At 66.6% G+C, this 23,004-nt stretch carries 19 protein-coding genes; 2 read left to right on the top strand and 17 right to left on the bottom strand.

Annotated elements, in window-relative coordinates; all coding sequences use genetic code 11:
* Window positions 1-364 precede the first annotated feature (364 nt).
* Complete coding sequence (locus tag ACSYS9_RS10220) at window positions 365-3,442, top strand: TonB-dependent receptor (RefSeq protein ID WP_071229217.1); 3,078 nt, start codon at window positions 365-367, stop codon at window positions 3,440-3,442.
* A 200-nt stretch (window positions 3,443-3,642) separates the two neighbouring features.
* A complete protein-coding gene (locus ACSYS9_RS10215) occupies window positions 3,643-3,837 on the top strand; it encodes a heavy-metal-associated domain-containing protein (protein WP_021204511.1) in 195 nt (64 codons plus the stop codon).
* A gap of 79 nt (window positions 3,838-3,916) precedes the next feature.
* On the opposite strand, the gene cueR is transcribed toward ACSYS9_RS10215, so the two are convergent.
* From cueR to hisG, 17 genes are all read right to left on the bottom strand, one after another.
* Window positions 3,917-4,372: a Cu(I)-responsive transcriptional regulator gene (cueR, locus tag ACSYS9_RS10210; RefSeq protein ID WP_071229218.1), complete on the bottom strand. Its 456-nt coding sequence runs from the start codon at window positions 4,370-4,372 to the stop codon at window positions 3,917-3,919.
* A gap of 11 nt (window positions 4,373-4,383) precedes the next feature.
* Window positions 4,384-6,885 (bottom strand): heavy metal translocating P-type ATPase, encoded by a 2,502-nt coding sequence (locus ACSYS9_RS10205; RefSeq protein WP_071229219.1) that lies wholly within the window; start codon window positions 6,883-6,885, stop codon window positions 4,384-4,386.
* A gap of 128 nt (window positions 6,886-7,013) precedes the next feature.
* Window positions 7,014-9,971: a TonB-dependent receptor plug domain-containing protein gene (locus ACSYS9_RS10200; RefSeq protein ID WP_071229220.1), complete on the bottom strand. Its 2,958-nt coding sequence runs from the start codon at window positions 9,969-9,971 to the stop codon at window positions 7,014-7,016.
* 282 nt (window positions 9,972-10,253) lie between these two features.
* Window positions 10,254-10,811 (bottom strand): hypothetical protein, encoded by a 558-nt coding sequence (locus ACSYS9_RS10195; protein ID WP_071229233.1) that lies wholly within the window; start codon window positions 10,809-10,811, stop codon window positions 10,254-10,256.
* A gap of 213 nt (window positions 10,812-11,024) precedes the next feature.
* Window positions 11,025-11,756 (bottom strand): copper homeostasis protein CutC, encoded by a 732-nt coding sequence (locus ACSYS9_RS10190; protein ID WP_071229221.1) that lies wholly within the window; start codon window positions 11,754-11,756, stop codon window positions 11,025-11,027.
* A complete protein-coding gene (locus ACSYS9_RS10185) occupies window positions 11,753-12,751 on the bottom strand; it encodes a N(4)-(beta-N-acetylglucosaminyl)-L-asparaginase (RefSeq protein ID WP_164081154.1) in 999 nt (332 codons plus the stop codon). Before ACSYS9_RS10185 ends, ACSYS9_RS10190 begins: the two co-directional genes overlap by 4 nt.
* 51 nt (window positions 12,752-12,802) lie before the next feature.
* Window positions 12,803-13,825, bottom strand: coding sequence for a glucokinase (locus tag ACSYS9_RS10180; RefSeq protein WP_071229223.1), 1,023 nt, complete (start codon window positions 13,823-13,825; stop codon window positions 12,803-12,805).
* Window positions 13,826-13,909: 84 nt separating this feature from the next.
* On the bottom strand, window positions 13,910-14,194 hold the full coding sequence (locus tag ACSYS9_RS10175) for a hypothetical protein (RefSeq protein WP_005409434.1): 285 nt from the start codon (window positions 14,192-14,194) through the stop codon (window positions 13,910-13,912).
* A gap of 35 nt (window positions 14,195-14,229) precedes the next feature.
* The gene (locus ACSYS9_RS10170; RefSeq protein ID WP_071229224.1) at window positions 14,230-15,819 is read right to left on the bottom strand and encodes a calcineurin-like phosphoesterase C-terminal domain-containing protein; all 1,590 of its coding nucleotides are present in this window, start codon (window positions 15,817-15,819) and stop codon (window positions 14,230-14,232) included.
* 98 nt (window positions 15,820-15,917) lie between these two features.
* Window positions 15,918-16,538, bottom strand: coding sequence for a bifunctional phosphoribosyl-AMP cyclohydrolase/phosphoribosyl-ATP diphosphatase HisIE (gene hisIE, locus ACSYS9_RS10165; RefSeq protein WP_071229225.1), 621 nt, complete (start codon window positions 16,536-16,538; stop codon window positions 15,918-15,920).
* Window positions 16,528-17,304: an imidazole glycerol phosphate synthase subunit HisF gene (hisF, locus tag ACSYS9_RS10160; protein ID WP_005409431.1), complete on the bottom strand. Its 777-nt coding sequence runs from the start codon at window positions 17,302-17,304 to the stop codon at window positions 16,528-16,530. The genes hisIE and hisF overlap by 11 nt, the downstream gene beginning before the upstream one ends.
* Window positions 17,298-18,032: a 1-(5-phosphoribosyl)-5-[(5-phosphoribosylamino)methylideneamino]imidazole-4-carboxamide isomerase gene (gene hisA, locus ACSYS9_RS10155; RefSeq protein ID WP_071229226.1), complete on the bottom strand. Its 735-nt coding sequence runs from the start codon at window positions 18,030-18,032 to the stop codon at window positions 17,298-17,300. Before hisA ends, hisF begins: the two co-directional genes overlap by 7 nt.
* Window positions 18,029-18,631, bottom strand: a complete 603-nt coding sequence (gene hisH, locus ACSYS9_RS10150) for an imidazole glycerol phosphate synthase subunit HisH (protein WP_071229227.1) — start codon at window positions 18,629-18,631, stop codon at window positions 18,029-18,031. The genes hisA and hisH overlap by 4 nt, the downstream gene beginning before the upstream one ends.
* Entirely contained in the window at window positions 18,628-19,701 is a 1,074-nt protein-coding gene (gene hisB, locus ACSYS9_RS10145; RefSeq protein WP_071229228.1) for a bifunctional histidinol-phosphatase/imidazoleglycerol-phosphate dehydratase HisB, read from the bottom strand. Before hisB ends, hisH begins: the two co-directional genes overlap by 4 nt.
* Entirely contained in the window at window positions 19,698-20,792 is a 1,095-nt protein-coding gene (hisC, locus tag ACSYS9_RS10140; protein ID WP_071229229.1) for a histidinol-phosphate transaminase, read from the bottom strand. The genes hisB and hisC overlap by 4 nt, the downstream gene beginning before the upstream one ends.
* A complete protein-coding gene (gene hisD, locus ACSYS9_RS10135; RefSeq protein WP_049398513.1) occupies window positions 20,789-22,084 on the bottom strand; it encodes a histidinol dehydrogenase in 1,296 nt (431 codons plus the stop codon). The genes hisC and hisD overlap by 4 nt, the downstream gene beginning before the upstream one ends.
* Window positions 22,081-22,992 (bottom strand): ATP phosphoribosyltransferase, encoded by a 912-nt coding sequence (gene hisG, locus ACSYS9_RS10130; protein ID WP_071229230.1) that lies wholly within the window; start codon window positions 22,990-22,992, stop codon window positions 22,081-22,083. The genes hisD and hisG overlap by 4 nt, the downstream gene beginning before the upstream one ends.
* Between the last annotated feature and the right edge of the window lie 12 nt (window positions 22,993-23,004).

The following is a 23,004-nucleotide window of genomic DNA, read 5'->3' as shown; positions in this document are numbered from 1 at the left end:
GCTTTGGCCGTTGCCCTGGCTTCAAGCAGGTGCAGGGCGCAGCCCTGCCGCCCCACCCTCCCCTGCGCACGAAAACGATTTCACTGATTTCAGCAAACCGTCATGCCTTCGCCACGCCAGTACCATATTGCGGAGCAGCATGCGCCCGCGGGCGACCCATGCTAAAAAACGCCCGCCCATCGCTTAGATCGATCCAAGAACGACACTGCGATGGCCGGGAGTTGGGGGAGCAGCAACAGGACGTACCAGGCCACGCGCACGGTGCTACTGCCACTGCATGGCAATAGCGACAATGTCACTTCAAATTAGATCGATTCAAGTTGTCCGTGCCACGTCACCGGATCAATCCAGGAGAGAGGGAGAGATGGGAATGAAGCATTCAACACGTACGCACGGCCAGGACGCACTGGCGCTGGCCATCGCGCTGGCCTTGGCCGCCGCCGTCATTCCGGCTGGCGCCGCCGCGCAGCAGGCCACTTCCACCGGCTCGCAGGAAGCCACCAACCTGGACAGCGTCCAGGTCACCGGCTACCGCTACGCCATTGAAAAGAGTCTTGAGCAGAAGCGCGACGCCAACGCCGTGGTCGAAGTGATCACCGCCGAAGACGTCGGCAAGTTCCCTGACAAGAACGTGGCCGACGCACTGCAGCGCGTGCCCGGCGTGGTCATCACCCGCAGTGGCGGCGAAGGCAAGAGCGTCAGCGTGCGTGGCCTGGCACCCGACCTGACCCTGACCCAGTTGAACGGCAACTACGTGGCCACGTCGGAAACCAACGACGAAGCCACCCGTTCGTTCAACTACACCCTGTTGCCGTCGAACATGCTGTCCAGCGCCGAGCTGTTCAAGTCGCCGGAAGCACGCATCGATGAAGGCGGCATCGGCGGCACGGTCATCCTGCACACCCGTCGCCCGCTGGACATGGAATCCAACTCGGGCTTCGTCACGCTCGAGGGCACCTCCTCCGATACCCACCACGATATCGACCCGCAGGCGTCGGCCCTGTATTCGTGGCACAGCAAGGACGAGCGTTTCGGCGTGCTGATCGGCGTGACGCAGCAGAAGCGCACCACCCGCACCATGGAAGCCAGCACCGAGGACTACCAGTGGTATGGCGCCGGCAAGGCGCGCGATGCCTATGGCAACGTGCAGGCGCAGGATGGCATCCACTACTGGTGGGGCAAGTCCGGCTTCAACAACCAGACCGGCGGCAACTACAGCGACTTCTTCATGCCGACGTCGGTCAACTTCGCGGTGAAGGAAGAGAAGCGCGAACGCAAGGGCGGCCAGCTGACCTTCCAGTTCAAGCCGGTCGACAACGTTACGATGACGGCCAACTACTTCCGCTTCGAGCTGCAGGGTGACTACACCCAGAACATGCTGAAGATTCCGGAATGGAGCATGGCCCGCTTCAACGGCGATGGAAACTGGGCCGGCGGCCGCCTGCTCAACGGCCTGGATTTCGATCCCAGCGGCAACACCGTTACCGGCGCCCAGTTCGAAAAGCTGGCTGGAAAGACCTACTACTGCAGCGAAGACCAGGCCAAGGCCGCTGGCCTCAAGCCCGGCGGCTGGGGCCCGGACGACTGCACGGTTCCGACGCCGCAGCTGACCGGTGGCTACAGCAAGGAAAAGGCGCTCTCGCAGACCGCTGACCTGACCATCGACTGGGACATCAGCCCGCTGTGGAAGGCCTCGTTCACCGGCGGCCGTACCTGGTCCGAAGGTGGTCCGTCGATGAACTTCCGGATGTCGGCCAAGCCGCGCCGCAAGGTCGGCAATGATTACCTGTCGGGCAACCTGTACAGCGCCTGGGACCTGACCGGTACGCCGTCGGCCACCTTCTCGCCCGACCTGCAGCAGCAGCTGATGAACGGCATCGCCGAAGTCGACACCGGCTCGACCGATTCGTCGTGGAAGCGCACCGAGGTCAAGCAGAACTACTTCCAGGCCGACGTCACCAAGCTGTTCGAGTCCGGCTGGCTGGACTCGATCCAGTTCGGCGCCAAGTACCGTGACGGCAAGGTCCATCGCAATACCGGCAACACCTACTGGGTGTGCCCGGGTCGCGACCCGGCCGACTATGACAACAGCCGCTACCAGAGTGGCTGCGATCCGACTGCGGGCGACGCGCAGCCGGGCTTCTTCCTGTCCAATCCGATCAACAACATCGCGGGCGGCTTCAATGCCAACGTGTTCCCGGGCATCAACTACCCGGCCTACATCGATTACCTGAACAAGACCTACGGTGGTTCTCACAACCGCACCGAGGAAGACTTCGTCTACAACGTCAACGAGAAGATCTACTCGGGCTACTTCCAGGCCAACTTCCGCACCGAACGCGTGCGCGGCAATGTCGGCGTGCGCGTGGTGCGCACCAAGCAGTTCGCGCAGTCCTCCGACTCGATCGAGAAGTTCAACGACTACTTCCTGGACAACGCGTCCGGCGCACCGATGGCGTGCACCGATCCGGCCGCTGCGGCCTACCCGACCTACAGCTGCGAGAGCGGCTTCGTGCGCCTGCCGCACGATCTGGCGCAGAGCAAGACCTACAGCCTCATCGGCGTGGATCGCACCTACACTGACGTACTGCCGAGTTTCAATATCGCCTGGGACATCACCGACACGCTGGTGCTGCGTGGTGCCGCATCGAAGGTGATCGCCCGCCCTGGCTACACCGACATCGCAGCACCGGGCGCACTGAGCTATTACAGCGAAGAGTACGTCAATGATCGCCGCGTTGCCGGTGGCGCATCGACCGCAGGCTGGGTCGGCCAGGGCAGCAACAAGCAGCTGGAACCGTTCAAGGCCACCCAGTTCGACCTGGGCCTGGAGTGGTACTTCCAGCCGGGCGCGGTCGCCGGCGTCGGCCTGTTCCGCAAGAACGTGGACAACTTCACCTTGCCGGTGGTGCGCGACACGCCGATGGTCATCAACGGTGAAGCGGTGAACGTGCAGCGCTACGAGACCCAGGCCAATGGCCGCGATGGTGTCTCGCAGGGCGTCGAGCTGTATGGCCAGTACACGTTCGATTTCGGCTTCGGTGTGCAGGCCAACTACACCTACAACGACACCAACCTGGCTTCCATTGTTCTGGACGGTCAGGAAATCGGCTCCTCGCCACTGGTCGGCAGCGCCAAGAACCAGGCCAATGTCACGGTGTTCTACGAGAACGAGAAGTTCCTCGCGCGCGCCTCGTTCAACCGTCGCGGCCAGGTGGTCGGTGGGCTCAACAATGGCCTCACCGTCTACACCGAGCCGTATGACCAGCTGGATCTGAACGTGGCCTACAACCTGACCCCGGACTGGACCCTGACCGCCTCGGTGATCAATGCCACCAAGTCCGAGCAGCGCGTGCACCTGGGCAGCGACACCAAGGCACGCCTGATCTCCAATACCTACGCAGGCCGCCAGCTGTACTTCGGCGCTACCTGGAAGTTCTAAGGCAACACCGGGTTGCCCGGGCCTGCCCCGGTGCAACCCACGCCCCGCCCTGGCGGGGACGTTCCTCCACGGCAGCCACGCTGGTACAGGTGGCTGCCGTTTTCATTGGTGCTTTGTCTTCGGTTCAGCCCAGCGCTTGACCCTGCCAATGTTGGAAGGTGCACACTGGCGCCACCCCAAGAGCACCGAAGGAGCTACAGATGGAATTCCACGTGGAAGGCATGACCTGCGGCGGCTGCGCACGCAGCGTGACCAAGGCGATCGAGCTGGTCGATCCGCAGGCCAGCGTGCAGGCAGATCCCGCCAGCCGTCGCGTGCAGGTACAGACCTCGGCCAGCGAAGCACAGATCGTGGCGGCGCTGACCGATGCAGGCTTCCCGCCGCGCACGGCCTGATCCCCTAGCCTGCGCCTGCAACGAAAAACCCGCCCGGTGCAGCTGCACCGGGCGGGTTTTTCATGTATGCAACGCCAGGTCAGTGCTTGTGCGTGCGGCGCCGTACTGCACCGGTCTTCGCGGTCTCCGGCGGTGCCAGGGTCTCTTCGTCCTCGCCCAGCCGCTGCAGAATCGGGCATTCCGGGCGCTCATCGCCCGCACAGCAGCTGATCAACGACTTCAGCGTGTCGGCCATCTGCCGCATGCTTTCGATACGCTGCTCCAGATCGGCGATGTGCTGTTCGGCAAGATGCTTGACGTCGGCACTGTGCCGTGAGGTGTCGTTCCACAGGCCGAGCAGATCGGTGATCTCGGCCACGTGGAAGCCAAGATCGCGCGCCCGCCGAATGAAGCGCAGGCGGTGGATGTCCGCCTGCGAATATGCCCGGTAGCCGGACTCGGTGCGATCGGCCGCAGGAATCAGGCCGATCTGTTCGTAGTAGCGGATCATCTTCGCCGAAACGCTGGACGCCTTGGCGGCTTCACCGATGTTCATGCGGTTCTCCTTCAGTGGCTCGCAGCGGGGGCATCCGCCATCGGCGGCTGGAAGCGGCGCAGGCGCAGCGCGTTGCCCAGCACGAACACGCTGGACAGCGCCATCGCACCGGCGGCGAACACCGGCGACAGCAGCACGCCCCAGACCGGGTACAGCACGCCGGCAGCCACCGGAATCAGCGCGGTGTTGTAGGCGAAAGCCCAGAACAGGTTCTGCCGGATGTTGCCCAGCGTTGCCTTCGAAAGCGCGATGGCATTCGGCACGCCCTGCAGGTTACCCGACATCAGCACCACATCGGCCGACTCCACCGCGATATCGGTGCCGGTCCCGATCGCCAGGCCAACATCAGCCTCGGCCAGCGCCGGCGCATCGTTGATGCCGTCACCAACAAAGGCGACGTGGCCATGCGTGGCCTTCAGGCGCCGCACCGCCTCGACCTTGCCTTCCGGCAGCACCTCGGCCACTACCTCATCGATACCCAGCTGGCGTGCGATCGCCTGCGCGGTGCCGGCATTGTCACCGGTGATCATCGCCACCTTCAGGCCAAGCTGGTGCAGCGCCGCGATCGCGGCCGGCGTGCTCGGCTTGATCGGATCGGATACTGCGATGATCGCTGCCAGGCGTCCATCGATGGCCGCGTACAACGGCGACTTGCCCTGCGCGCCGAGTTCGGCCGCCAGCGCTGCAAACGCGGTGATATCCACGCCAAGATCGCGCATGAAACGATCAGCACCGACCTCCACACGCGCACCCTCCACGCTGGCGCGTACACCCATACCGGTGACCGATTCGAAGTCGACCATGGCCGGCAATGCGAGGCCCTGCTCGGTGGCTGCATCGACAATGGCACGGGCGATCGGATGCTCCGAACGTGACTCCACGGTAGCCACCGCGGCCAGTACCGTGGCGCGATCGAAGCCGTCGGCGATCTCCAGGTCGGTCAGGCGCGGGCGACCTTCGGTCAGCGTGCCGGTCTTGTCCACCGCCACCACCTGCGCGTCCTTCAGCAACTGCAGCGCTTCACCCTTGCGGAACAGCACGCCCATCTCGGCGCCACGACCGGTTCCGACCATGATCGACGTCGGCGTAGCCAAGCCCATCGCGCAGGGGCAGGCAATGATCAGCACCGCCACCGCATTGACCAGCGCGAAGCTCAGCGCCGGCGATGGGCCGAAGATCAACCAGACCGCGAAGGTCGCCAGTGCGGCCAGCATCACCGCCGGCACGAACCACAGGGTGACCTTGTCGACCACCGCCTGGATCGGCAGCTTCGAGCCCTGTGCCTGTTCGACCATGCGGATGATCTGCGCCAGCATGGTCTGCGCGCCCACCGCCGTGGCACGCACGGTCAGTGCACCTTTCTGGTTGACCGTGCCGCCGACCACGCTGCTGCCCGGCTGCTTCTCGACCGGAATCGGTTCGCCACTGATCATCGACTCGTCGATGTAGCTGCGCCCCTCGATCACCTCGCCATCGACCGGCACGCGCTCGCCCGGGCGCACTTCCACCACATCGCCGCTCAGAACCTCGTTGACCGGGATCTCGATCGTGCGGCCGTCACGGATCACATGCGCGACCTTGGCCTGCAGGTTGACCAGGCGCTTGATCGCCTCCGAGGTACGGCCCTTCGCGCGCGCCTCAAGGAAGCGGCCGAGCAGGATCAGCGCGACGATCACCGCCGCTGCTTCGTAGTAGACGTTCACCGTGCCCGGCGGCAGCAACCGCGGTGCAAAGGTCGCCACTACCGAGTAACCGAACGCTGCGGCGGTACCCACCGCCACCAGCGAGTTCATGTCCGGTGCCAGCCGCAGCAGTGCCGGGAAACCCTTCTGGTAGAAACGGCGGCCGGGAATGGCCAGCACCAGCAGGGTCAGTACGAACTGCAGGTACCAGCTGGTCTGCATGCCGAGGGTGGCCATCACCCATTCGTGCATGCCGGGAATCAGGTGCGAACCCATTTCCAGCACGAACACCGGCAGTGCAAGTGCGGTGGCCACGATCAGGTCACGTTTCAGTTCGGCGCGCTCGGCATCCTTCTTTTCCGCCGCTTCGTCATCGGACTGAACGCCTGCTTCGATGGCACGGGCGGCATAACCGACCTTGTCGATGGCCGCTACCAGCGCATCCACAGCGGCCACGCCGCGCACCGTAGCGCGTTCGGTGGCCAGGTTGACGCTGGCCTGGCTGACGCCCGGTACCGCCAGCAGCGCGCGCTCGACGCGACCGACGCAGGAGGCACAGGTCATGCCTTCCACTGCCAGCTCGATGGTGCCGGCCGGCACGTCATAGCCCACCCGCTCCACCGCCTGGATCAGCGCGGCGCGATCGACCGGACCGGACGGGCGGATATCCGCGCGCTCGGTGGCCAGATTGACCGAAACACTGCCGACGCCCTCGACCTTGGACAGCGCCGCTTCGACACGGCCGACGCAGCTGGCGCAGGTCATGCCCTCGATGGGCAGGCTGATGGTGGACGGGCTTGCGGGGACTGCATTGGCGCGGGGCGTGCTCATGATCGGATTCCCGGGGTTCCTTCTGGATGCGGACAGGCTAAACCTTGCCATCGTGGGAAGGTCAAATCCAGCCACCCCGTCCAGCCGGTAGCGCCGGGCCATGCCCGGCGTACCGCCCGCAATCCACCTCAGAAGGTGAACACGTATTCCAGCGCGAACTCGCGGCCAACCGCGCCGAGCAGGCGGGTCGGGGCGAAATCGTAGTCCAGCTTGTACGGGTCCTTGTGGTTCCAGCTGGCCGAGTTGAACGCGTTGTTGACGTAGACATTCACCTTGGCGTGCCCGGTCACCTGGTAGCCCACGTTGAAGTTCCAGGTGATGAACGGCCCGACCCGCCCGTAGTAGCGCGCCGTCTGCTGGCCGGCGTTGGGATTCGGGTTGGGCGAGCCATCCGGACGCGTGGCCGGTTCCAGGCAGTTGAGCGACGGGCTGTCGCTGGGCACGTAACCATCGGCGAACGGCAGGCAGCCGCCAGGATTGTTCAGGCGATCGGTGCCCCAGTGGTAGCGCACGCCCGGCACCGAACCGATGCGATCGGCATAGACGTTGGCATTCCAGTTGCCACGCTGCCAGGCCAGGCTCGCGCGCAGCTTGCTGCGCAGGTCACGGTCACGACGCTCCGGGTTCGGATCGTTGGCGTAGCGCTGCTCCTTGGTCGAGATCTGGTTGGTGTAGTTCAGGCCGAGCTGGAAGCTGCCCCACTGCGCGGTTTCCAGACGATAGCGCGCGGTCAGGTCGATGCCGCGCACTTCGCGGCTGGCCAGGTTGAACGGGCCACGTTCAATCGATACCAGGCGACCGTTGCTGCCACGGTTCACGCGGGCCAGGATGCCAGCGCAATACTCGCCACCGGCCGGATTGGCCCACGGCGTACCGTCCATGTTCTTGCCGGTCAGGCAGCCCGCTTCGCTGGCCAGCACCTCGTCGGCGCCAACGTCGACGATCATGTCTTCCAGCTTGATTGCCCAGTAGTCGGCACTGACCGACAGATTGGGCATCACGTCCCAGACGAAACCGACCGTCCACGAATCACCGGTCTCCGAGCGCAGCAGCGGCGTGCCACGCCGGTTCACGTCGAACGTGTACCAGACATCGGTATTGCCCACGCCACAGTTGTTGACCAGGTACGCGCCGCTCTGGATGCAGCGCAGGCGGTCATAGGTCTGCACTTCGGAGCTGCTGGGCTGGCCCAGCAGGTAGTGCATGTCCGGCGCATGGAAGCTGGTGGCATAGGAGCCGCGCACCAGCAGCGACTCCACCGGGCGCCATTCCAGGCCGACATTCCAGGTGGTCTCCTTCTGGCTGCCGATGTCCAGCGCTTCGCCGCTGTTGTCAGCCTTGTAGCTGCCATAGCGGTCATAGCGCGCGGCCGCAGTGGCGGTCACGCTTTCCAGCAGCGGGATCTTGAACTCGACGCCGGCCGAATAGCGGGTGCGCTCGCCGCCACCGCGATCGACGTTCTGCAGGTCGAAGTCGATGCCGGCGCGCGGATCCGGACTGAGGTGGTAGCCCTGCTGCGCCACCTCGGCCACCGCCGCGAACGAGATCGGGCCGGCCCAGCCCTGGAACAGCTCGCCGGTGATGTCCGCCGACGCCTGATTGACCCATGAGGACGCACGGTTCTTCGCCACGGTGCCCATCTGCCAGTATTGATCCGGCGTCAGCGGGTTCCACCAGCGCGATTCGTTCAACGCATAGATCGCCTCGCCGTCGGCGGTAGTGCCCAGCTTCGGGCCTAGGAAATAGTCGTACGACTTCTGCTTGTCGACCACGTTCTGCCGCTCTTCAACGCGGTAGTAGGAACGCCCCACCGTGGCGCTCCAGTCGAAGCGATCGGCCAGGCGACCACGCAGGCCCGCACTCCAGTCCCAGGACAGTTCGCGGTTGGTGTTACGCAGCGTATCCAGGCCGCCCACCTCGTTCGGGGTGAACTGGCGCACGCCGAGGATCGGGCGGTTGCGGTTGGCATCCCAGTAGTAGCCGTTGTCATCGTCGATCAGCGACACGCCGGGCGGATTGGTGCCCCAGATCGCTTCGGAGCGGTACACCGCCAGGTTGGTCCAGGCCTGCAGGTCATTGCTGAAATCGAAGGTGGCATACAGGTTGCCGGACACGTTCTCGGCACCGCCGGTGAGCAGCCAGTTGGCGTAGTCGGCGCTCATGCCGCACAGGCGGCCGGTGTTGGTGATGGTGTTGGCGGCGTAGTTGTAGACCAGGCGATCGGCGGTGTAGTACTCGCCATCGAACTTCTCGCAGGTGCCGGTGGGCGGCGCCAGGCGCTGGCCGGTGGTGGGATCGATCAGCGCCAGGCCGGCGGTGGGACGGAAGCCGACCTTGCGTTGTTCCATGTTCCAGGACGGGTACGGCGCATCGTCGGCATCGTCCATCTGCGGACGGTCACGTCCGAACAGCGGATCGCGCTTGGTGTACTGCAGCGCGTAGGTCACGCTCCAGTTGTCGCCGGTCTTGCCGCCGGCCCAGGACAGATCCCAGGTATCGCGGCCGCCTTCGGTGGAGGTACCACCGCGCACGCGTACTTCGTCGCCGTCATAGTTGGTCTTCAGGATGACGTTGACCACGCCGGCGATCGCATCCGAGCCATAGATGGCCGAGGCGCCACCGGTCAGTACTTCGATGCGCTCGACTGCGGCAGCGGGAATGTTGCCGTAGTTGGAGAAGTTGGTTTCGCCACCGTAGGGCAGCGGGTAGTCGGCCACGCGGCGGCCGTTGACCAGCAGCAGCGAGCGGTTCGGGCCCATCCCGCGCAGGTTCAGGCCGCTGGCATTGGGCGTATGCGAGCCCCACTGCGAGGCCGCCTCGACGGTGCCGGTGGCTTCAGTGAGTGTCTTCAGCGCGTCGTACACGCTGACGAAGCCTTCCTTCTGGATCTGTGCGGCAGTGATCACGTTGACCGGCGCCGGACCTTCGACGCTGGCGCGCTTGATGCGCGAACCGGTGACGGTGACCGCGTCGAGATCCTTGGCGGACGAGTTGGCGGCCTCCTGCGCGCTGGCCGCCAGGGGCAACAGGGCCAGGACCAGGGCCTGGGACAGCAGGTGACGACGCTTGCGGACGATCTGAGCCATGGGTGGTTGCTCTTCGAAAGTGTGGACGCACGGACGGGTGGTGGCGCGGCACTACGGCTGATCCGGGCACCTGGATCGGTTCAAGACCGATACGGCGCCCTCCCCTGTGGATCGATCCAAACTAAAGCACAGCTGAACCGCGCCGGGCATGCGGCGACGCAGCAACACTTGGCGTAATGCCGTTATCGGCTGCAGGTATCCAGAACAATCAAAGGGTTGCGAAACATCGCTGAGAAGACGGCGCACACGTCAATGACACGATCGCGACAATCGTGCGCGGAACTATTTTGTCCGCCCCCAGCGGCTTCTCTCGTCCGATTGAGCCGGGACAAAACGGCCATTGCGGAGTGCATAGTGGCTTGAGCCCTTTCCGTCGGACCCGGCACCCCACCACGTGATGGTGAACCCGTCGTGCTGCCAGACCACCGAGGAAAAGTCGGACTCACTTTCGGGACTTCCCGAGTTCTGGCTGGCCAGGGACACGGTCTCAAGGCAACTACTGATCAGTATCCTGCCCCGCTCGACAGGCTTGGGCGGGATCAATTTGTAGACGTAGAGTTCGATCTCGCGCCCCGCGCCACAACGGCCCATCGGATTATCGGCGTTTGAATCGAATACCTGATACAGCGCGCGAAAGCGCTTTCCCCCAACTTCATGCATGCGCCTGTCGACGAATGCGCCCCGAGCGGCTGGCGCCAGTTTCACGCCGGGCATAGGCAGGATCTCTCGACCTTCCTCGCCATTGGCTTCGTGCCACTGCCACACGGATGCCGAAACCTCTTCGGCGCCACTCGCACTGAGCGCAAGCAAACAGGAGAGCAGCGGAAGCAGTTGAAACATCTGGGCGCTCGCGGTCGAAGGATGGTCGGCCACACTGTCCGGACTGATACCGTGCTCCGCCATATGCAGACGCAGATGACGTTTACTTTCCGTGACTTGCCGCTTCGACCCCGGCAATCACATGTGCCTGAAGCGTCATCTGATCCAGCGCCCCATCCATCGCGAACAGTGGGGTCGGAGCCCTTCTGCGAAGGGATCCGACCCCGGCGGCGTTCAACCGTCCAGCGCCTGCCGCAGCGAAGCTACGGTGGCGGTCGCGGTCTGGCTCCAGTCCGGGTCCAGTCCGCGCAGCGCCGGGTTCTGGAACTGCATCGCCGAGCGGCGCAGGCCCTTGGCCGAGGCGTGCAGTTCGGTGCAGCCGGTCTGCCTTGCCACGGTAGCGATGTTGCCCGGTGCCAATCCGGCACCAGCCATCACCGTAATGCGGCCTGCTGCCTGGGTAACGAGGCCTGCCAGCACATCGGCACCCGCCTCGGCACTGACCTGACCGCCCGAGGTCAGCACGCGCTGGCAGCCCAGCCCGATCACCTGCTCCAGCGCGGCGGGCAGATCGCGGGCGGCATCGAAGGCGCGATGGAAGGTCACCTGCAACGGCCCGGCAGCCTGCACCAGCTCGCGGCACAGCGCCACGTCGATCCCGGCCTGTACATCCAACGCGCCGATCACCACGCCATCGCAGCCCAGTGCGCGGCACTGCGCGATGTCACGCAGCATCAGTTCGGCTTCCAGCCCGTCGTAGTGGAAGTCGCCCGGGCGCGGCCGCACCAGCACGAACAGCGGAATCGACAGGCGTTCGCGGGCAATCGCAATGCTGGCGAACGACGGTGTGGTGCCGCCTTCGGCCAGGTTGTCGAACAGCTCGATGCGGTCGGCACCGCCGGCCTGCGCGGCCAGCGCCGATGCCAGCGAATTGCTGGCGATCTCCAGGGTGAGCCGCGTGCTCACGTCTGGGTGCTCGTGTAGATCGATGGCGAGTCGCGCAGGTCATCCTGGCGCTGTGCATCGCACACCGCATAGACAAAACCACGATGCAGCGCGTAAGCGCCGACCTCACCCTGCTTGTTCATGGCCAGGAAGCAGACCTGCAGTGTCTTGCTCGCTTCAGGGCGCTTGCGCACCACGCGGTCGATCGCTTCGCGGCAGGCCTGCGCCGGCGAGCGGCCCTGCCGCATCAACTCGACTACCAGGAACGAGGCGGCGTTGCGGATCATCTCCTCACCCACGCCCGAAGCAGTGGCCGCGCCCACTTCGTTGTCGACGTACAGGCCGGCACCGATGATCGGGCTGTCGCCGACGCGACCGTGCAGTTTCCAGGCCATGCCGCTGGTGGTGCAGGCACCGGCCAGATGGCCCTTGGCATCCAGCGCCAGCATGCCGATGGTGTCGTGGTTGTCGCTGTTGCCGGGAATACCGCGGCGCTCGGCATTGATCTGCGGCTGGTACTTCTCGGTCTTCAGCCACTCGCGCCAGGCCGCTTCGGCCTGCGGCGTCAGCAGGTGCTTGCGCTCGAAACCCTGCTGCACCGCGAACTGCTGCGCGCCCTCGCCCACCAGCAGCACGTGCGGGCTGTTCTCCATCACTTTGCGCGCCACCGACACCGGATGCAGGATGTCGACCAGCGCAGCCACTGCACCGCAACGGCCATCGCCGTCCATGATGCTCGCGTCCAGGCTCAGCACGCCGTCGCGATCCGGGTTGCCGCAATGGCCGACGGTGGGGTTGCACAGCTCGCTCTCGGCCCAGCGTGCGCCTGCTTCCACCGCATCCAGCGCGCTGCCGCCCTGCGCCAGCACCTTCCACGCGGCCTGGTTGGCCGGCACGCCGAAGTCCCAGGTCGAAACCACCCTGGCACCACCCTGCGTGCGCGCCTGCACGCCCGGCAATGCCGCCATGCCTGCGGCCAGGGCACCGGCCTGCAGGAACTGCCTGCGATCCACCATCTTCCCCTCCCAGTCTGCAATGCACGGCCGGCCCGATGCCGGCCCTGCCGATCAGTCGTGCGTGGGCTGCCGTGCGGCGTGCCAGACCGCTGCACCGAGCACGCCCAGCTGGCCGTGCTCCACCCGCCATACCGGCACCTGGCGCAGCACCTCGGTCAGCACGCCCTTGTTGAGGAAGCGCTCACGGAAGCGGCCATCGGCCAGGAAATCCTGCACATGCGCGGAAATGCCCCCGGCCAGGTATACCGAGCGCGCGCCGACGGCGATCGCCGCGTCGCCGGCCAGGCTGCCCAGCCAGGCACAGAACACCTGCAACGTTTCCACAGCAAGCGCGTCCTCGCCACTGCGCGCGGCGCCGATCAGTGCCTCGGTGCTGGTCCACACCGGGGTGACGCCGCGCAGTTCGCACAGGCACGGATACAGGTTCATCAGGCCGCTGCCGGAAAGCACCCGTTCGTTGTCCACGTGCGGCCAGCGCTGCAGCAGTTTGCCCAGCACCTGCAGTTCCAGCGCGTTGCCGGCGCCGAGCGCGGCATGGCCGATCTCGCTGGCCAGCACCGGGCGCTCGCCATCGGCGAAACGCAGCGCGGCACCCAGGCCGGTACCGGCACCCAGCACCAGCGCCGGGAAGGCCTGCGCCGGATCGGCGTCGCCATTCAGTGGGACCAGGGTTTCCGGCTGCAGGTACGGGATGGCCAGCGCCACCGCTTCGAAATCATTGATCAGCTGCAGTTCGCGCAGGCCGGACTGTTCGCGCGTGGTCGACAGCGAGACTGTCCACGGCAGGTTCGAGTTGATCAGCACATCGCCATCGAGCAGGCCGGCGATGGCGACCACCGCGGTCTGCACCGGCTGGCCAAGGCATGCGGTGAAATCGGCCAGGATCGCGGCCAGGCTGGGATGCTCGGCGCAGGCATAGGTGCGATGGCTGCCCAGCCGCGGCGCCTGACCGGGTTGGGTCTCAGCCAAGGCCAGGCGGGCGAAGGTGCCGCCGACATCGGCAACGACCAGATGGCGCGGACGACCGCCGCGGGCGGAGTCGGAGGAAACCGGGGACGCTGCTGCGATGGTCACGCTGGCCTGCTTGGATCGATTGAATCGCCCCGATTCTCAGGCATCGGGGCGGCTTTGCCTAGCGCGCCGATGGTTCAGGTTGGCCTACATGCCTTCCTGTTCGGCCACCTGCACGCCATCCACCAGCACGCGCAGGCGCTGGGGGCGGAAGCCGGCGAACAACAGCGGCCGGGTGCGCTCGACCAGTACTTCGTGGCCGGCGATGTGACGCAGCCACGACTGTACCAGCGAGAACGAGAAGTGGGTGCCCGGATGCAGCGGGTGCTGCACCCAGACCTTCTCGGTGGCGCTCTGCAGCAGCATCGCGCCGGTGAACCAGTGGCGGCTGAGGGTCACCGGCGTGGTGCCGGCCATGAAGCGGATATCCATGCGGGGTCCTTTCGCTGGAGCGCTGGTGCGCGGTGTCAGGGCTGGGCAGTCTGCAGGCTGTAGCTGGTGGTGGCGGTGAACACTGCACCATCAGGCTGGGTGGAGCGTACTTCGACCTTGTGGCTGCCTGTTGCCAGGTCGGTCGGCAGCGCGCCCCGCCACAGGTGCGGCGACGCAGTGGCCTCCGGCGAACGGTCGTAGCCGCGCAGGCTGTTGGCCAGATCATCGGCCACGTTCTCCACCATCAGGCGCGGATCGGGCTGGCTGACCTGCTTCATCGGCTGCCAGGCGCCGCCATCGACGCGGTACTCGACCACGCTGGCGTCCTCACCCATGTAGACGTTGGCGTAGACACCCCACGCCGGATAGGCGCCCTGGCGCAGCACCTTGGGTGCATGCAGGCCGATCTGCTCGCTGGCCGGCTGGCCGGCCACGCGGTACTGCAGCTTGTAGCTGCCGTTGCCGGCCACGTCGAGCAGCGCATAACCCTTCGGTGTGCCATCGCTCATGGTGCTGTCCGGCACGCCGGCGGCATTCTTCACGCCCGACCAGAACGCACCGCAGTTGGCACCGACGTTGTATTCGTGCAGCGGCTTGTCGCCGTTCCAGCCCTCGGCCTTGCCGTGGTAGACGTGCTGCTGGGTGTGACTGTGGCCGCTGAGCACCAGCACGTTGCGGAAGTCCTTCAGCAGATCGAACAGGCGCTGGCGGTCGGCGTGACGGAAAGTCTCGCGCCCCGGCGCCGCGTCGAACAGCGGGATGTGCATGCCCAGCACCAGCAGGCGGTCCTTGTGCAGGCCCTTCAGGTAGCTGGCGAGGAAAGCGAACTGGTCTTCGCGCAGGCCGCCGATGTACTTCGGCTTCGCCTTGGGGTCGTACACCACGTCGTCCAGGAACACGAAGCTGGCGCCGCCCTCTTCCACCGCGTAGGTGTCCGGGCCGTAGATGTTGCGCCAGCTGTCCAGCGAGTGTTCGTCGCTGACCGCATCGAAGTCGAGGTCGTGGTTGCCCGGCACGTGGAACCACGGCACGCCAAGCGCGGTGGTGACCTTGTTGATCGCCGGGTACAGGGTCAGGTCGTCGTTGACGATGTCACCCAGGGTGGTGCCCATGCGCGCCCTGGTCTGGCCAACCAGCGGCGCCACGATCGACTGCTGGTAGTAGCCGATGTCCTTCAGGCTGGCGGTCTGCGAATCGGTGAACACCAGCATCTGGAAACCACGGCGGCTGTCATGGCGATCCGACTGCAGCGCGAAATCCCAGTTGCGGGTGACGTCGCTGGTCGCGGCGATGCCACCGTACTTCAGTGCCGGTGAACCGTTCGGGCGGTAGTGGCGCCAGAACGAAGGCAGGCCATCGGCCGCCTTCGGGAACGAATACGCATCGGGCTTGATCACGAACACGGTCTGGCCGTCGCGCACTGGCAGGCTGTAGCTGCCATCGGCGGCGGTCTTGACGATGGCCTCGCCGTTGGAAACCTGCACCCCGGCCAGACCCGGATCGGTCGCACCGCGCCCGGGTTTGCCGTCGCGCTCCAGGTAGACCTTGCCGCTGACCACGGTATCCGCGGCCCAGGCCGGCGAGGTCAGCAACAGGCAGCACAGCCAGGTGGCAGGCAGTTTCATGGGCGGTCCGGGAAAGAAGAAGACCCCCTATTGTAAAGCCGAGCCATGCTCGGCTGCATTGCAGAGGTGGGTGCGGACCGTTGGTCCGCACGCCTTCCTCAACGATGGCGCTTTTCCAGCACCGCCCGCGCATCATCCAGCGACAAACCGCGCGCGCGCAGCAGCACCAGCAGGTGGTACAGCAGGTCCGAAGCCTCGCCCAGCAGTGCCTCGTCGTCCTGCGCCACCGCCGCAAGAGCCGTCTCCACGCCCTCCTCGCCCACCTTCTGCGCGATGCGGCGGATGCCGCCCTCGAACAGGCTGGTGGTGTAGCTGCCCGGCGGGCGTTGCGCCTCGCGCATCGCCACCAGCTGGCCCAGCCCACCCAGGAAGTCCTTCGGTGCCCCGTCGAAACAGCTCTCCGCGCCGGTGTGGCAGGTCGGCCCGGCCGGGCGTGCCATCACCAGCAGCGTGTCGGCATCACAGTCGACACTGATCGACTGCACCACCAGCACGTTGCCGGACTGCTCACCCTTGGTCCACAACCGCTGCTTGCTGCGGCTGAAGAAGGTCATGTGGCCGATGGCCAGCGTGGCAGCCAGCGATTCGGCGCTGACATAGCCCAGCATCAGCACCTGCAGGGTGTCGGCATCCTGCACCACCGCCGGCAGCAGGCCGTCGCCCTTGCCCCAGTCCAGCGCCTGCAGCGCATCCAGTGACGGCTTCACTTCAATAGACATCCCGCACCTCGATCTGCTGTCCGCGCAGGTAGCGCTTCAATTCCGGAATGGCGATGGCGCCGCTGTGGAACACACTGGCCGCCAACGCGCCGTCGACGTCGGCCTGGTCGAAGGCCTCGGCGAAGTGCTCCATCGCGCCGGCACCGCCCGAGGCGATCAGCGGCACCTGGCACAGGGCCCGCGCCTGCTGCAGCTGCACGACATCGTAGCCACGGCGTACACCATCGCTGTCCATGCAGTTCAGCACGATCTCGCCAGCGCCACGTCGTTGTGCTTCGACAATCCAGTCCAGCGTGCGCAGCGGCACCGCCTGGGTCTTGTCCGGGTCGCCACTGAAGCGGCGTACCCGCCACTGGCCATCCGCCTCGCGCACCGAATCGACACCGACCACCACGCACTGCACGCCGAACTCGTCTGCCAGCTCGGTGATCAGCTCCGGGCGACCCAGCGCCGGCGAGTTGATCGACACCTTGTCGGCACCGGCGAACAGCACGCGGCGCGCGGTTTCCACGCTGTCGATGCCACCGGCCACGCAGAACGGAATATCGATCAGGCGTGCGATGCGCTCGATCCAGGCGACGTCGACTGAACGCGCCTCGGGGCTGGCGCCGATGTCATAGAACACCAGCTCGTCCGCCCCCTGGTCGCGATAGCGCTGCGCCAACTCGGCGATGTCGCCCATGTCGACGTGGTCGCGGAAGCGCACGCCCTTGACCACGCGGCCATCACGCACGTCCAGGCACGGAATGATGCGGCGGCTCAACATGCCAGCGCCTCCGCCAGGTCCATGCGCTGCTCCAGCAGCGCCTTGCCGAGGATCGCACCGCCACAACCTGCGGCACGGGCTTCTGTCACATCGGCCACGTCACGGATACCGCCGGACGCCTGCACGGCCACGCCCGGCAGCAGCGCCGACAGGTGCTGGTAGAGGCTGATGTTGGGCCCGGCCAGCATGCCGTCGCGGGCGATGTCGGTGCACAACAGGTGGCGCATGCCGGCACGCGCATAACGCTGGGCCAGGTCATCCAGGGTCACGCCGGCGTTCTCGGTCCAGCCGTGCACCGGCAGCTGCCATTGGCCCTGGGCATCCTGGCGGGCATCCAGCGCGATGGTGATGCGCTCGGCACCGAACTCTTGTAGCCAGCCGACCACTTCGTCGGGGCGGCGTACTGCCAGCGAACCCACCACCACGCGGCCGGCGCCGGCATCGAGGATGCGCGCCACGTCGTCGCGGCCGCGCACGCCACCGCCGGTCTGCACCTGCAGCGGCGTCTGCGCACGAATCGACGCCAGCAGCGGCGCAAGGGTGTAGCCACCGGCACGCGCAGCGTCCAGGTCGACCAGATGCATCCACTGCGCGCCCCGCGCAGCGAAGGCCTGTGCACGCGGCAGCGGATCGTCGCCATACGAGGTTTCCTGCGCGTAGTCACCCTGGCGCAGCCGCACCACGCGGCCGTCGCGGATATCCAGCGCGGGGTAGACGATGAAACTCATGCAGCAGTGCCCTCGAGGAAGTTGCGCAGCATCAGCGAACCGGTCTCGCCGGAGCGCTCGGGGTGGAACTGTGCGCCGTAGTAGCGCCCCTGCTCCACCACGGCAGTGAACAGGCCACCGTGGTCGCAGGCGGCAACAGTGTGGGTATTGAGTGGCGCCGCATAGCTGTGCACGAAGTAGGCGCTGGCGCGTTCGGGCACGCCTTGCAGCAGCAGCGATTCGCGCAGCGGGAGCAGGCGGTTCCAGCCCATGTGCGGCACACGGATGCCACAGGCCGGTACCAGCTTGCGCACCACGCCCGGAATAAATCCCAGTGTCTCGACGCCGGCCTCCTCGGACCGCTCGAACAGCAGCTGCATGCCGAGGCAGATGCCCATCAGCGGCACCTCCAGTCGCTGCAGCGGTTCCACCAGGCCCTGCGCATGCAGGCGCTGCATGCCGGGACCAGCGGCGCCGACGCCGGGCAGGATCACCCGCTGCGCACCGACCAGACCGTCCGCATCGCGCACCAGCCGCACCGTCGCGCCCAGGCGCTCCAATGCGTAGCGCACCGAGCCCAGGTTGGCACCGCCGGCGTCGATCAGCGCAACGTCGCTCACAGCGCCCCCTTTGTGCTCGGCAGTGCCGTGCCCTGGCGGGCCAATGCCGGGCGCAGCGCGCGCGCCAGTGCCTTGAAGCAGGCCTCGACCTTGTGGTGGTCGTTGTCGCCGCGCACCTGCAGGTTGAGGTTCAGGCCGCTGGCGTCGCACAGCGAACGGAAGAAGTGCGGCACCAGCTCGGTCGGCATATCGCCCACGCGCTCACGCTTGAACTCGCCCTCGAACACGAAATAGGGGCGGCCACTGAAGTCCAGCGCGGCACTGGCCAGGGTCTCATCCATCGGCAGGGTGAAGCCGTAGCGGCCGATGCCGCGCTTGTCGCCCAGCGCCTCGCGCAGGGCCTGACCCAACGCCAGCCCGGTGTCCTCGATGGTGTGGTGCTCGTCGATGTGCAGGTCGCCCTCGGCCTGGATGTCCAGCGCGAACCCGCCGTGCTTGCCGATCTGTTCCAGCATGTGGTCGAAGAACGGCAGTCCGGTGGCGATGCGCGCATCACCGGCACGGTCCAGATCCAGTTCAACGCGGATCTTCGTCTCCTTGGTGTTGCGCTGGACCACGGCGGTGCGTGGCGCGTCGGCCAGTGCGTGGGCGATGCCCGGCCAGTCCCACTCGCCACCGAACTGTTCGGTGCGCAGCTGGAAGCCACGGATGTTGAGGTTGTCGGCGAACTGCAGGTCGGTGATGCGGTCACCAACCATGCCCGAACGCGCCCAGTCGATGCTGCGGTCCTGCAGGTAGCCTGTCATCAAGCCGATGCCCGGCTTGCGGGTCGGCGCATTGTCCTGCGGCCAGCTGCAGTCGATCAGCACGTCACGGAAGGTGATGCCCTGGCTCTCGAAGATCTGCAGCATCAGCTCGTTGGGGCCATCGAAGCTGGCGCGCGGGTAGCTGTCGCTGCCGAGGCCATCCTGATTGGTGACGATCACGAACTGGTAGCCGGCATCGCGCAGCTTCAGCAGCGCCGGGATCACCTGCGGCACGAAGCGCAGCTTCTCGTAGGCGTCGATCTGGAAATCGGACGGCTCCTCGATGAGGGTGCCGTCGCGGTCGATGAACAGGATTGGTGTCATGCTGCGGCCCTCCGCGCCGACAGGGCCGCAAGCACGCGGTCATTCTCTTCGGGGCTGCCGATACTGATGCGCAGTGCATCACCCAGCTGCGGCGCGGCGCGCTGGTCGCGCACCACCACACCGGCATCCAGCAAGGTGTCGAACGCTGCCTGCGCATCAGCGAAGCGGACCAGCAGGTAGTTGCCGGACGAGCGGTACACGCGACGAACGCCAGGCAGGCCCGGCAGCGCAGCGAACAGACGTTCGCGCTCGGCGATGACCGTGGCCACGCGCTCGGCGGTACGTGCCAGTGCGGCCGGCTGCAGCGCCTGCACGGCCAGCTCGGCGCACGGGGTCGGCACCGGGTACGGCGCCTGGCAGCGCCGCAGTACGGCAATCAGTTCCGGCGCGGCGATCAGGGTGCCGATGCGCGCGGCCGCAAGTGCGTGCGCCTTCGACAACGTGCGCAGCACTGCCAGATTGGCGTGCGTGGCCAGCAACGTGGTCGCCGACGGGCGCTGCGCGTACTCGACATAAGCCTCGTCCACCACCACCAGCGCTTGCCCGCGCAATGCAACCGCCACGCGTTCGACCTCGTCCAGGGCGATGTCACTGCCGGCCGGGTTTGACGGTGCGCACAGGAACACCAGCGTGGCATTGCGTGCCCTGGCGGTGTCGATCACAGCATCCAGATCGGCACGCAGGCCGTCTTCGGTATCCACCAGGGGCACTTCAATCAGTGCGGCGCCCTGCAAGCGCGCGCAGACCGCGTACATGCCAAACACCGGCGGCGTAACCAGCACGCCATCGCGGCCCGGCACGCACAGGGCACGCACCAGCAGATCAATGGCTTCGTCGCTGCCACGGCCGATAAGCAGCTGCGGCGGCGTCACGCCGTACAGCGCCGCCAAGCCCTCACGCAACGCCAGCGGCTGCGGTTCCGGATAGCGCCGGCTGTTGCCCGCCGCATCAGCCGGATTGGCCCAGGCCGACTCGTTGGCGTTCAACCAGACCTCGCCCTGCACCGCCGCGCTGCGCGCCGAGCTGTAGCCGTCGAAGGCCTGCAGATCCGGGCGCACCAGCGCCAGCACATCATCGATATCCGCGTTCATGCCGCCGCCTCCATGCGAAGCGCAACCGCACGCTCATGCGCATCCAGGCCTTCGGCGCTGGCGATGATGCGTGCGCAGCCGCCGATTGCCGCCAACCCTGCAGCGCTGGCGCTCTGCACGCTGATCAGGTTCTGGAAGCTGGCCACGCTGACACCGCTGTAGGCGCGCGCGGCACCCGCAGTGGGCAGCACGTGATTGGTGCCGCTGCAGTAGTCGCCCAGCGCTTCGGGGGTGTAATCGCCCAGAAACACCGAGCCGGCCGCCTGCACCTGGCCCAGCCAGTCGCGCGGTTCGCGCAAGGCCAGGATCAAGTGTTCGGGCGCATAGCGGTTGCTGATCGCGAAGGCCTCGTCCAGCGAATCGACCTGGATCAGCCGCGACGCCGACAACGCCTGTCGCGCGATCTGCTGGCGCGGCAGCAGGGCCACCTGGCGCTCCACCTCTGCCTCGACCGCCGCCAGCATCGCGGCATCGTCGGTCAGCAGCAGCACCTGCGAATCCGGGCCGTGCTCGGCCTGCGACAGCAGGTCGGCGGCAACGAACGCCGGATTGGCGCCGGCATCGGCGATCACCAGTACTTCGGAGGGACCAGCCGGCATGTCGATGGCGGCGGCGCCATCCTGTGCGACCTGCTGCTTGGCTTCGGTGACGAAGCTGTTGCCGGGCCCAAACAGCTTGTCACAAGCCGGAATGCTGGCCGTGCCATAGGCCATCGCGGCGATCGCCTGCGCACCACCCAGCTTGAACACGCGCTGCACGCCGGTCAGGCGCGCGGCTACCAGCACCGCCGGATCGGCGCTGCCATCGGCGCGCGGCGGCGTGCACAGCACCACCTGCGGGCAGCCGGCCAGCTGCGCCGGAACGCCCAGCATCAACGCGGTGGACGGCAACGGCGCGCTGCCGGCCGGCACATACAGGCCCACCCGGCCGATCGGACGCAACATGCGTTCGCAGACCACGCCCGGCGCGGTTTCAACTGCATAGCCTTTGCCCATGCCAGCGGCGTGGAAGCGCGCGATGCGTTCGGCGGCTTCGACCATCGCCTGTCGCAGTTCGGCGGGCACAGCGGCTTCGGCAGCGGCGAATTCGGCTTCGGAAACTTCAAACGAGGCCAGCTCGACACGGTCGAAACGTGCAGTAATCGCACGCAATGCGTCGTCGCCCTGCGCGCGCACCTGTGCAATCAGGGCCGCCACCGCGTCACGGGTCTGCTGCGCCACGGTCTGCACCGGGCGGGTCAATGCCGCGCTGCGCGCGGCCTCATCAAGTCGGGACCAGATCAGACGGTTCATGCCAGCGACCGCTCCACGCTCAGTACCATCAGGCCCTGCGCACCCGCACGCTCGAGTTCCTCCATGCGCTGCCAGCTCAGCGGCCCAGGGCACATGGTCTGCAGGCGCAGCGCGCCGCCATCGGCCGGCAACCGCACCAGTGGCTCGGCATCGGCCAGCAGCTGCGCCAGCGCATCGACGCGATCTTCGCTGGCACGGAACATCAGCAGCTTGCGGTCCTGTAGCTGAACCACGCCGTCGAGGCGGCGCAGCAGCATCGCGCGCAGCGATGCACGTGCATCATCCGGCGCGCGCACCGCGCCGGCCAGCACCGCCTCGCTGTCGAGCAGGTTGTGCACCGGGGTCAGCTGATTGGCGCGCAGGGTGGCGCCGCTGGACACCAGATCGCAGATCAGATCGGCGGTGCCCAGGCGCGGGGCGATTTCCACCGAACCGGACAGCTCGACCACCTGTGCGTCCACGCCCTGCTCGGCCAGCCACTGCTTGAGGATGGCCGGGTAGCTGGTGGCGATGCGGGTGCCGGCCAGCTGCGCCGGACCCTGCCACTGCCATTCCTCGGGCACCGCCAGCATCAGCCGGCACTGGCCGAAGCCCAGCCCGCGCAACGCCTGGTAGGCATCCGGCAGACCGATCTGGCGCCGCGCGGCGGCCTGTTCGTCCAGCTCGTTGCGGCCGACGATGCCGAGATCGCAGACGCCGTCGGCGATCAGGCCGGGGATGTCGTCGTCGCGCACCAGCAGCAGGTCCACCGGCAGCGATTCGCCGTAGCAGAACAGCTTGTCGCGGCTCTCGCGCCAGCTCAGGCCGCAGGCGCTGAGCAGGTTGCGGGCGGGTTCGGCCAGCCGGCCACTCTTCTGGATGGCGATACGCAGCCGGTCTCGTGCCGGCGCTGCCTGGGTTGCACTCATGGGGGATGTCTC

The organism is Stenotrophomonas sp. STK17_22 (genome assembly GCF_051983905.1).
Classification (GTDB): domain Bacteria; phylum Pseudomonadota; class Gammaproteobacteria; order Xanthomonadales; family Xanthomonadaceae; genus Stenotrophomonas; species Stenotrophomonas maltophilia_A.
This window is presented reverse-complemented; position numbering and strand designations above follow the sequence as displayed.

Coding starts and splice junctions, on each gene's coding strand:
- ACSYS9_RS10175 (WP_005409434.1), bottom strand. CDS start 14,194: ATGGATATCCGCTTCATGGCCGGCACCACGCCGGTGACCCTCAGCCGC.
- cueR (WP_071229218.1), bottom strand. CDS start 4,372: ATGAACATCGGTGAAGCCGCCAAGGCGTCCAGCGTTTCGGCGAAGATG.
- hisIE (WP_071229225.1), bottom strand. CDS start 16,538: ATGTCTATTGAAGTGAAGCCGTCACTGGATGCGCTGCAGGCGCTGGAC.
- ACSYS9_RS10185 (WP_164081154.1), bottom strand. CDS start 12,751: ATGGTGGATCGCAGGCAGTTCCTGCAGGCCGGTGCCCTGGCCGCAGGC.
- ACSYS9_RS10170 (WP_071229224.1), bottom strand. CDS start 15,819: ATGAAACTGCCTGCCACCTGGCTGTGCTGCCTGTTGCTGACCTCGCCG.
- hisB (WP_071229228.1), bottom strand. CDS start 19,701: ATGACACCAATCCTGTTCATCGACCGCGACGGCACCCTCATCGAGGAG.
- hisG (WP_071229230.1), bottom strand. CDS start 22,992: ATGAGTGCAACCCAGGCAGCGCCGGCACGAGACCGGCTGCGTATCGCC.
- hisD (WP_049398513.1), bottom strand. CDS start 22,084: ATGAACCGTCTGATCTGGTCCCGACTTGATGAGGCCGCGCGCAGCGCG.
- hisC (WP_071229229.1), bottom strand. CDS start 20,792: ATGAACGCGGATATCGATGATGTGCTGGCGCTGGTGCGCCCGGATCTG.
- ACSYS9_RS10205 (WP_071229219.1), bottom strand. CDS start 6,885: ATGAGCACGCCCCGCGCCAATGCAGTCCCCGCAAGCCCGTCCACCATC.
- ACSYS9_RS10220 (WP_071229217.1), top strand. CDS start 365: ATGGGAATGAAGCATTCAACACGTACGCACGGCCAGGACGCACTGGCG.
- ACSYS9_RS10195 (WP_071229233.1), bottom strand. CDS start 10,811: ATGTTTCAACTGCTTCCGCTGCTCTCCTGTTTGCTTGCGCTCAGTGCG.
- hisF (WP_005409431.1), bottom strand. CDS start 17,304: ATGTTGAGCCGCCGCATCATTCCGTGCCTGGACGTGCGTGATGGCCGC.
- ACSYS9_RS10215 (WP_021204511.1), top strand. CDS start 3,643: ATGGAATTCCACGTGGAAGGCATGACCTGCGGCGGCTGCGCACGCAGC.
- hisA (WP_071229226.1), bottom strand. CDS start 18,032: ATGAGTTTCATCGTCTACCCCGCGCTGGATATCCGCGACGGCCGCGTG.
- ACSYS9_RS10200 (WP_071229220.1), bottom strand. CDS start 9,971: ATGGCTCAGATCGTCCGCAAGCGTCGTCACCTGCTGTCCCAGGCCCTG.